This is a genomic window from Mesobacillus selenatarsenatis SF-1 (assembly GCF_000813125.1).
GTDB lineage: Bacteria > Bacillota > Bacilli > Bacillales > Cytobacillaceae > Mesobacillus > Mesobacillus selenatarsenatis.
Map to the genome: position 1 here is coordinate 1 of NZ_BASE01000086.1, position 8,585 is coordinate 8,585.

Here is an 8,585-nt window from a genome sequence, read left to right on the forward strand (position 1 = left end):
TTATTATGACAGGTTTGATGTGGGAAGGAGAAAAGCTGTCAAGAAAGAGTCGTTATTGTGACAGGTTTGATGTGAGAAGGCGAAAAGCTGTCAAGAAAGAGTCGTTATTGTGACAGGTTTGGGGTGGATAGAGCAAAAGCTGTCAAGAAAGAGCTGTTATTATGACAGGTTTGGGGTGGATAGAGCAAAAGCTGTCAAGAAAGAGTCGTTATTGTGACAGGTTCGGGCTATTAAGACGAAAAGCTGTCAAGAAACGATTTGTATTCAGACAGGTTTGGGTGTAATCGGCTCTACGCTGTCAAAAGTCAACCAAAGTTCAGACAGCTTCCCGAGGAAACCCGGCAAAGCTGTCAATCATCAAAAGCTCAATTGCAATTACATTTACAACGCATCCATATCCTCTTCAATCTCTACTACCTTCCTCAGCTTCGCATTATGGTATGAAGAGGGTGTCATCTGAAAAAGTTTGTTACGGAGTGAGCAAAGCACAGGGAAATCAATCCGCGCAGCCAACCCGTAGATTTTCATTTCATCTTTCACTAACTTCATACGCTCCTGTCTGTGTGATTCATACTTTACAAATGCCTGATCAATTGTTTCTTCGCTGCTGATCCATTTAGCCAGGTAAACGGCATCCTCAGCTGACTGTGATGCACCCTGGCCTATATTGGGCATAGAGGCGTGCGCTGAATCACCAAGTAACAGAATTTTTCCGGCAAGAAGAGGTGTCAGAGGCCTCAATTCATATAACTTATCGTAAATGATCTGGTCGTGGGTGGTACTTTCCAGTATTTCCTGGATTGGTTCATGGTAGTAGAAAAAGTTGAACAATAAATCGATAGGGGACCAATCGCTCTTGTCGCTGTTTTCTTCAGAGGATTTTTTTAATGCATACCAAAACACCTGATTATCTATTAACGGAGCAATCCCGAATCGTCCTCTCGCTCCCCAGGTTTCAGTGTAAGCATTCACCTTGATTGGAGGATTTTCGATGATGCCTCTCCAGCAAGAGAAGCCTGAATATGTCAGACCGCTATTTGGAAACAGCTTTGTGCGGATTTGTGAAGCTGCACCGTCGCAGCTTATAAGATAATCTGATTCTACACTGGTACCATCTTTGAAAAATAATGATATTGAATTGTCGTGTTTAAAATCGATCATATGCTTATCTAAATGGAGAGAACCAGGGAGGAGTGCATCTGTCAAAATTCTTTGAAGTTCGGAACGGTGGATGAACAGGTAATTCGGGATATGTGATGGCGCATGGTAGTCGAATTCAGCAATGATCTTTCCAGAATCGGATTTAAGCAGACAGCCGTCAGAATCCAATCCATTTGCGCGCAATTCGGGCCCTAATCCCATAATGTAGAAGGCTCTTATTGCGTTACCACTTAAGATTATTCCGGTATCCGGTTCATGTACATTTTTTTCTTTTTCATAGACATTCGCATGAATTCCTTTTCTCTGCAGGGCAATCGCTGTGCATAATCCGCTAATTCCGCCGCCAACGATTGAAATTCTTGCATCGTCCATATCCTTAACCTCCATTCCGCAAAACAGGAATCCTAACTCTTCTTACCTAAACTATACTTGACTGACCCTATGGTTGGTATGGATAAAAATTGAATTTTTCATGGACAAAAAACAGCCATCAGGTGGATATACCTGATGGCTGTTCATCATCTTTATTTCAGGTGTCCTTCAGCTTTCATCTTTTTCCGTGCTTTTGCAAGGTCATCCTGGACAGTACGGTCCGAAAGCTTAACCCCGCTGTTATAGGCTGCCCTCGCAATCAAATGCCCTGCAACTGGAGAAGTGAGGAAGATGAACAGAACTCCCAGCAATAAACGGGAATTGAAATGATGTTCTATCAACCAAAAATATAGGAAGGTGCCAAGCAAGACAAGCATGACCCCCATTGTTGCACTTTTCGATGCTGCATGGTTCCTTGTATAAACATCAGGAAGCCTGATCAGTCCAAAGGCAGTCACAAGGCTAAGAAATGCTCCGAACAGAATGAACAATCCTGCAAAAAACTTAACGATCTCCATTTCGGTCATATTCCATGATTACTCCCTTCTCAAGGAATTTTGAAAAGGCAACTGTTCCGATGAATGTCAGGATACCGATCAATAAGATGATATCAAGAAAAGCACTAGTTTCCAGAACAATTGATACTAAAGCAATCACAGAAACAAGGCTGATGCCGATGGCGTCAAGTGCAACTACCCGATCTGCAACGGTAGGCCCCTTGATTACTCGGTAAATCAGGCCGATCATCGCAAGTGATATGAAGGTAACTGATATCCATAAAACCGCTTCAAACATTATCGGCTCACCTCCATAATCGCTTTTTCAAACGTATTTTTGATACTCTGGATTGCTTCATCCGCATCAGTGATGTCCATTGCATGCACATACAATATCCTGTTGTCAGATGAAACATCGACGACAAGTGTACCAGGGGTCAAAGTAATCAGGTTTGCGAGCATCGTAATCTCCCAGTCTTCTTTCAATTCTGTCGGGAATGCGAAGATGCCCGGCTTGATATTAAGCTTTGGCCTAAGGACTGCCTTTAAAACTGCTACATTCGAAAGAATCAGTTCCAAAGTAAAGATATAAATCAAATTCAGCACGGCCACTACCCTCAGTAAATAGAAGCGGGAAGTGAAGAAACGCCTGAAAATATAAATGATGAGCAGGCCGAAGAAATACCCGACAAAAAAGGAGGCCGGGGAGTAGGATGTCTTAAGGAACATCCAGACAAAGGCCAGTATAAAATTCAGCAAGATTTGAAAAGCCATAGCTCATCACTCCTTCAAAACAGCATTGATGTAGATTTCCGGATTGGCAAGCGTTTCGGCGGCTGTTGAAATAACCGGATAAATAGCCTCAGTTCCGAAGCCGTATAGCACAGCGAATACAGTCAGAATTGCAGGTGCAACGAGCAGCCATTTTACAGGTGCTCTTTCCTCATTCTTATAGGCCCTTGGCGTTCCCCAGAATCCTCTGATAAAAATCCTCATGACTGAAAACAGGACAAGCAAGCTCGACATCAGTACCACGAAAGCACCAATATAGTTCTCGGTTTCAAATCCAGAGCGCACAACCATCAATTTGCCTGCGAAACCGCTAAGCGGCGGAATGCCGGCAAGTGCGGCTGTAGCAATGAAGAACGTCCAGCCAAGTGCAGGGTATCTGTTGATCAAACCGCTGATTTTCTCAAGGTCGCTCGTTCCGGTAATCACGATGATGATCCCAATCAACAGGAACAGCGTCGCCTTGATGTTCATGTCATGGATCAGGTAAAAAATCGATCCAGTGAGAGATTCAGGTGTCAGGATTGATACCCCGAATAAGATGACACCGACTGCAACGATGATGTTATAGATAATGATTTTTTTGATATCAGTATAAGCCAGTGCCCCGATGACCCCGGCTATGATCGTCATGACAGCGAGGGTTTGCAGCAATTGATGCGTATAGCCGACATCATGGTAAAAGAACAAAGTATAGGTTCTAGTGATTGAGTATACGCCAACCTTGGTCAGCAGTGCTCCGAACAGTGCCATTACTGGTGCTGGCGGTGCATAATACGATCCTGGCAGCCAGAAATAAAGCGGGAAAATTGCGCCTTTCAGTCCGAATACAATCAAGAACAATACGGCAATCACCGTAATAATCCCGGCACTTCCAATTTCGCTGAGTCTCACCGAGATATGCGCCATATTCAGCGTCCCTACCACTGAATACAAATAGGCAACGGCGATAACAAACAAGGCGGATGAAATAACGTTCACGAGTATGTATTTAATCGATTCGCGGAGCTGGATTTTCGTCCCGCCCAATACAATCAATACATACGAGGACATCAGCATCACTTCGAAAAATACAAACAAGTTGAAAATATCGCCCGTCGTAAAGGCTCCGTTAACCCCGACAATCAAGAAGTTGACGACTGGATAATAGAAAAATCTTTCACGAGCTTCTCCTATCGATTTAAAAGAGTAAAACAACGCCGCAAAAGCGATGATGCTTGTTGTCAATACAAGCAGGGCGGAAAGCATATCCGATACAAGCGTTATGCCGTATGGTGCTTCCCAATTACTGAGATCCATCGTCTGGATGCCATTCCGATAAACCTGGTGTGCCAGCATGAAGGAAGCAATAATCGTGAGCAGTGCGCTTATCGCTGAAATCCATCGCTGGGCCATGATGTTTTTAGTGAAAAAAATAAGTACAACCCCTGTAATCAGAGGAATCAAGATGGGTAATATGATTAGATTATTCATGTCCTTCCTTTCCTCTCAAGTGATCCATATTATCGGTTCCAAGCTCCTGGTAGGCGCGGTAGGCCACAACCAGGAAGAATGCCGTAACACCAAAGCTGATGACAATCGCTGTCAGGATCAGTGCCTGTGGCAGCGGATCGGCATAGGATGGGGCATGTTCTCCCAGGAGCGGGGCTGCACCTCTTTTTAAGCCTCCCATTGTCAGCAGGAGTAGGTGGGCACCGTGACTTAACAGCCCTGTCCCGATAATGATCCTGAGTAAGCTTTTTGAAAGCATGAGGTAAGTGGCTGTCATAAATAAAATTCCAATTAGAAAAGCCATTAAGATTTCCATTATTCGCTCTCTCCAATCGTTTGAATAATGGTCATTGTCACACCAATGACGACAAGGAAGACCCCTGTATCAAACAATACCGCTGTATGCAAAGATGTCTTGCCGAGGAGCGGCAAATAAGCGTAAGTATATGCATGTGTCAGGAACGGCATATTGAAAAATAAAGCTCCGGCACCTGTTCCGATCGCAATAAGCAGACCGACAGCGACAACTTTAATATAATCAAACGGCAAAATCATTTTGACTGTCTTAATATCGAATGCTAGTAAAAGCAATACAATCGCTCCAGAGGTCATCAATCCGCCGATGAATCCACCGCCCGGATAATAGTGGCCTGCGAAAAACAGATGGATCGAAAACAGGATGATGACGAAAAGGACGAACTTTGTAACAGTCTGGAGGATGACATCATTTGTTTTCATCCAATTCTCTCCCCCTTGTCAGCCGAAGCTTAATCATCGCAAAAATACCAAGGGCAGCGATGCCAAGAACGGCAATTTCAAACATTGTATCGAAGCCGCGGAAATCAACGAGGATAACGTTGACCATATTTTCGCCGCCAGCTTTTTTATAAGTATTTTCAACATAATACTCCGAAATGGAGCCGAACGTCTTGTTACTATGGGCAGATAAGGCAATCATCGTCACAATCGCCCCTACGGCAATCGAGATTAGCGCGTTTGTAGCCCTGAAGCGGATTCTCTCCTCATTTCTCCTGATCTGCGGCAGGTGATAAAACGCCAGAAGGAACAATGCAACAGATACAGTTTCAATGACCAGCTGTGTCAGTGCCAGGTCAGGTGCCCTGAAAAGGACGAAGAACAGAGCTACTGTATAGCCAACGGCGCCAAGCAGGATGATGGAAGTCAGCCTTGATTTGGCAAACAAGATGGTAATCGCAGATACGGCCATGATCAACACGAGCACAACTTCAAAAAAGCGGATAGGTGCAACATCGCTCAAATCCAGTTGGAATGCGTTTTTGAAAATGAGTGTCGAAGCTAGAGCCAAAATAAAGAATGAAAAGATATAAACGAGATACGTCCGGATGAAACCGGTCATATAAGACTTCGTAATATTTTTTGACGTTAGCTCCAGGAGTTCCAAACCGCGGTCATAGAAACGATTGAATGACATGCGTGAAGGAAGCTTGCTATAGATGCCTGCCCATTTAGGCATGAACTTGTAAAGCAATAATCCGAATGCAATAACGCCGATTGTCATGAACAATTCAGCTGTTGGCCCGTGCCAATGAGAGATATGGACATCGAATCCTTCACCGTTTTCGAGCAATGATGGAAGTATCGACCCCATGGCAGGCGAAATGATGTTATGTGATAGTACATTCGGAAAGATACCGAAAATGATGACAAGTGACGCTAGAATAACCGGTGAAATCAGCATACCGATTGGTGCCTCATGCGGTTTCTTTTCCAATTTCTCAGGCTGGTACTTGCCTGTGAAGGTCTTGAATACATACATCATGCTGTAAAGGAATGTGAAAACACTTGCTGACCAGGCAATGATAGGGAACAGTATGCCCCATGTATCCATATTGAAAAAATCCATTTCTGCAACGCGCAGCATGCCTGTAAAGAACATTTCTTTGCTCAGGAATCCGTTGAATGGCGGGATTCCAGCCATTGAAAATGTTCCGATGATCGCTAGTGTGAATGTAATTGGCATGAAATTCATCAAACCGCCAAGCTTGCGTATATCCCTTGTCCCTGTTTCATGGTCAATAATCCCTGTCACCATGAACAAACTTCCCTTGAATGTGGCATGGTTGATCAAATGGAAGACCGCGGCAGTGACCGCAACAATATAATAGCCATCTTCAATCGTGCCATAATGAAGTGCTGCAGCACCTGCTCCAAGAAGTGACATGATCATCCCCAGCTGGCTGACAGTTGAAAAAGCGAGGATCGCTTTTAAATCCGTTTGTTTTACAGCTGAGAACGAACCCCAGAATAGCGTGAGTACCCCAACTCCGGCCACGAGCCAAACCCATGTGCCTGAATGTGCGAACACTGGTGTCATACGGGCAACAAGATAGATTCCCGCTTTAACCATGGTCGCAGAGTGCAGGTACGCACTGACCGGCGTAGGTGCTTCCATCGCGTCAGGAAGCCAGATGTGGAATGGGAACTGAGCTGATTTTGTAAAAGCCCCCAGCAAGAACAAAATCAATGTCGCAGTGAATAAAGGATGGTTGACGACTTCATTGGACATTTGGATTGTTTCAGAAATGCTGAAGGTTCCTGTGATGATATAGAGCATCAGGATCCCACCGAGCATGGATAATCCCCCGAAAACCGTGATCAGCATTGACTTTTGGGCACCATAGCGGGAACGCTCGCGATGGTTCCAATATCCAATCAGCAAGAAAGAAGAAAAGCTGGTCAACTCCCAGAAGGTATAGAGAACAATCAGGTTGTCGGATAAAACGACTCCGAGCATCGCACCCATGAACAAAAGCAGGTAGACATAGAAAGTATTCAGCTTTTCCTTGTCCGGATTTAAATAATAAATCGAATACAGCACAACTAATGCGCCGATTCCCGTGATCAGCAGGGCGAATAATAGCCCAAGGCCGTCAACTTTTAACGTGAAATTAATTCCAAGAGAAGAAATCCAAGCAACAGTTTCCATAACGGTACCGCCATGGCTGGTCGTGCTGATGAATTGTAAGAAATAAGCAAACAGCACGGCAGGCAGCGGCAAAAGGAACCAGCCTGTATGAATGTTCTTGAAATACTTATGTAAAAATGGAATTAATATCGCGAGTAAAAGCGGTGATAAAACTGCAAGATGAAGTAAAGACAAGTGATAATACCTCCTTATTTAATTCCAAATTCATGGCTTAACATTATATTTTTTGCCAATTTAACCAAGTTCATGCCCCCAACTCACTGATGTGAAAATTATATCGTAAAAAAGTTGCAGATGCATGTCATCGACCTTGATGAATCAAGGTTTTGTCAATCTTGAATAAAACTGTCGTCTTTTTTGCATACTAACAGTGAATAGGGGGGATAAGCCATGGCCCGAAAGCTGACAGTATGCATTGGGATATTCCTTAGTTTATTTTCGGGGTTCATGTTTCTTGATAACAGGGATGACAAAGAGTTGTCAAAGCAAGGACCTGGAGTGCTGAAAGTCCAGCAGTCAGAGTTGGACGAGGTTGAAACTGCCACATATGTACCATTCGGTTCAAGAGAATACGTCCGGATTGTGCCACAATAACACCAACCTTTTTATACGGACGAGCTCCATAAAGGTTTCAAAAAAATTAAAGTTCCTGCAAAGGGACTTTTTTTCTTTTGGTTGCCGGTTTTCATCCGTTCTTTCATAATAATGAATAGGAATATGAAAGAATTGAGTGAAGTATTTGATGAAAAACCCTTATTTAACAAGCTATTTTCCGCTGCTAACCATCATTATGTTCAGTCTCGCCCTCTCTGTGCGAACTGAAATGGAGTTGATCTCCATCCTGAAGAATGCAGGGATATACGATGGAATGCTTGAGTTCTTTTCTGATGCCGGGATTAAATTATCATTGCTGGCTTTACTGATGGTGGTTTATTTCATGGTGTTTGCGGCCATGAAGCTGATTGCCGATACTATAAACGAGGTCAGCCTCTTGTTTTTCTCGAAGGATCATGAAGGGGAGAGCCTGTATCTAATTCGCCATGGCGCAACGATTTATTTTGTGGGCAGCGTAGTATCCTTGCTCAGCTTCTACAGCTTTATCGGTATAATGGCTATTTTCGCTGTTGCAACAATGGTATATTTCATTTATTTTGTCTATAAAATAAGCCCCAATCTCACCATGGCTGGTTTGATCGGAATCGTGTTCTTCCAGGTCATTCTCTGGAGTACGCTTGTCCTTGGCATCATTTATCTTGCGGTAAAAGTGTATAACAGCCTCATTGCAAGCTTGCCGATTTAAGTGTGAA

Annotated in this window: 10 protein-coding genes; 2 read left to right on the forward strand and 8 right to left on the reverse strand. The window is 43.8% G+C overall.

Annotated features, from left to right (window positions below):
* Window positions 1-381: 381 nt before the first annotated feature.
* From TY49_RS17440 to TY49_RS17475, 8 genes are all read right to left on the reverse strand, one after another.
* Window positions 382-1,533: an FAD-dependent monooxygenase gene (locus tag TY49_RS17440; protein ID WP_041967192.1), complete on the reverse strand. Its 1,152-nt coding sequence runs from the start codon at window positions 1,531-1,533 to the stop codon at window positions 382-384.
* A gap of 152 nt (window positions 1,534-1,685) precedes the next feature.
* Window positions 1,686-2,060 carry a monovalent cation/H(+) antiporter subunit G gene (gene mnhG, locus TY49_RS17445; protein ID WP_084135533.1) on the reverse strand — a complete coding sequence of 125 codons (375 nt, stop codon included), beginning with the start codon at window positions 2,058-2,060 and terminating at the stop codon, window positions 1,686-1,688.
* Window positions 2,038-2,280, reverse strand: a complete 243-nt coding sequence (locus TY49_RS17450; RefSeq protein WP_439646181.1) for a Na(+)/H(+) antiporter subunit F1 — start codon at window positions 2,278-2,280, stop codon at window positions 2,038-2,040. Before TY49_RS17450 ends, mnhG begins: the two co-directional genes overlap by 23 nt.
* A 47-nt stretch (window positions 2,281-2,327) precedes the next feature.
* On the reverse strand, window positions 2,328-2,804 hold the full coding sequence (locus tag TY49_RS17455; RefSeq protein ID WP_041967194.1) for a Na+/H+ antiporter subunit E: 477 nt from the start codon (window positions 2,802-2,804) through the stop codon (window positions 2,328-2,330).
* Window positions 2,805-2,810: 6 nt separating this feature from the next.
* Window positions 2,811-4,292: a Na+/H+ antiporter subunit D gene (locus TY49_RS17460; protein ID WP_041967195.1), complete on the reverse strand. Its 1,482-nt coding sequence runs from the start codon at window positions 4,290-4,292 to the stop codon at window positions 2,811-2,813.
* Entirely contained in the window at window positions 4,285-4,626 is a 342-nt protein-coding gene (locus tag TY49_RS17465) for a Na(+)/H(+) antiporter subunit C (protein WP_041967196.1), read from the reverse strand. Before TY49_RS17465 ends, TY49_RS17460 begins: the two co-directional genes overlap by 8 nt.
* Window positions 4,626-5,048, reverse strand: coding sequence for a Na(+)/H(+) antiporter subunit B (locus TY49_RS17470; protein WP_023626644.1), 423 nt, complete (start codon window positions 5,046-5,048; stop codon window positions 4,626-4,628). The genes TY49_RS17465 and TY49_RS17470 overlap by 1 nt, the downstream gene beginning before the upstream one ends.
* Window positions 5,035-7,452 carry a Na+/H+ antiporter subunit A gene (locus TY49_RS17475; protein ID WP_041967197.1) on the reverse strand — a complete coding sequence of 806 codons (2,418 nt, stop codon included), beginning with the start codon at window positions 7,450-7,452 and terminating at the stop codon, window positions 5,035-5,037. Before TY49_RS17475 ends, TY49_RS17470 begins: the two co-directional genes overlap by 14 nt.
* 216 nt (window positions 7,453-7,668) lie before the next feature.
* On the opposite strand from TY49_RS17475, the gene TY49_RS17480 reads away from it, so the two are divergent.
* Complete coding sequence (locus tag TY49_RS17480; protein ID WP_041967198.1) at window positions 7,669-7,872, forward strand: hypothetical protein; 204 nt, start codon at window positions 7,669-7,671, stop codon at window positions 7,870-7,872.
* A gap of 148 nt (window positions 7,873-8,020) precedes the next feature.
* Entirely contained in the window at window positions 8,021-8,578 is a 558-nt protein-coding gene (locus TY49_RS17485) for a YufK family protein (protein ID WP_041967199.1), read from the forward strand.
* The last annotated feature ends 7 nt before the right edge of the window (window positions 8,579-8,585 follow it).

Excerpts from the sequence above, each read along its gene's own strand:
- TY49_RS17450 (WP_439646181.1), bottom strand. The coding sequence starts at position 2,280 with ATGATCGGCCTGATTTACCGAGTAATCAAGGGGCCTACCGTTGCAGAT.
- TY49_RS17460 (WP_041967195.1), bottom strand. The coding sequence starts at position 4,292 with ATGAATAATCTAATCATATTACCCATCTTGATTCCTCTGATTACAGGG.
- TY49_RS17480 (WP_041967198.1), top strand. The coding sequence starts at position 7,669 with ATGGCCCGAAAGCTGACAGTATGCATTGGGATATTCCTTAGTTTATTT.
- mnhG (WP_084135533.1), bottom strand. The coding sequence starts at position 2,060 with ATGACCGAAATGGAGATCGTTAAGTTTTTTGCAGGATTGTTCATTCTG.
- TY49_RS17485 (WP_041967199.1), top strand. The coding sequence starts at position 8,021 with ATGAAAAACCCTTATTTAACAAGCTATTTTCCGCTGCTAACCATCATT.
- TY49_RS17465 (WP_041967196.1), bottom strand. The coding sequence starts at position 4,626 with ATGGAAATCTTAATGGCTTTTCTAATTGGAATTTTATTTATGACAGCC.
- TY49_RS17455 (WP_041967194.1), bottom strand. The coding sequence starts at position 2,804 with ATGGCTTTTCAAATCTTGCTGAATTTTATACTGGCCTTTGTCTGGATG.
- TY49_RS17470 (WP_023626644.1), bottom strand. The coding sequence starts at position 5,048 with ATGAAAACAAATGATGTCATCCTCCAGACTGTTACAAAGTTCGTCCTT.
- TY49_RS17440 (WP_041967192.1), bottom strand. The coding sequence starts at position 1,533 with ATGGACGATGCAAGAATTTCAATCGTTGGCGGCGGAATTAGCGGATTA.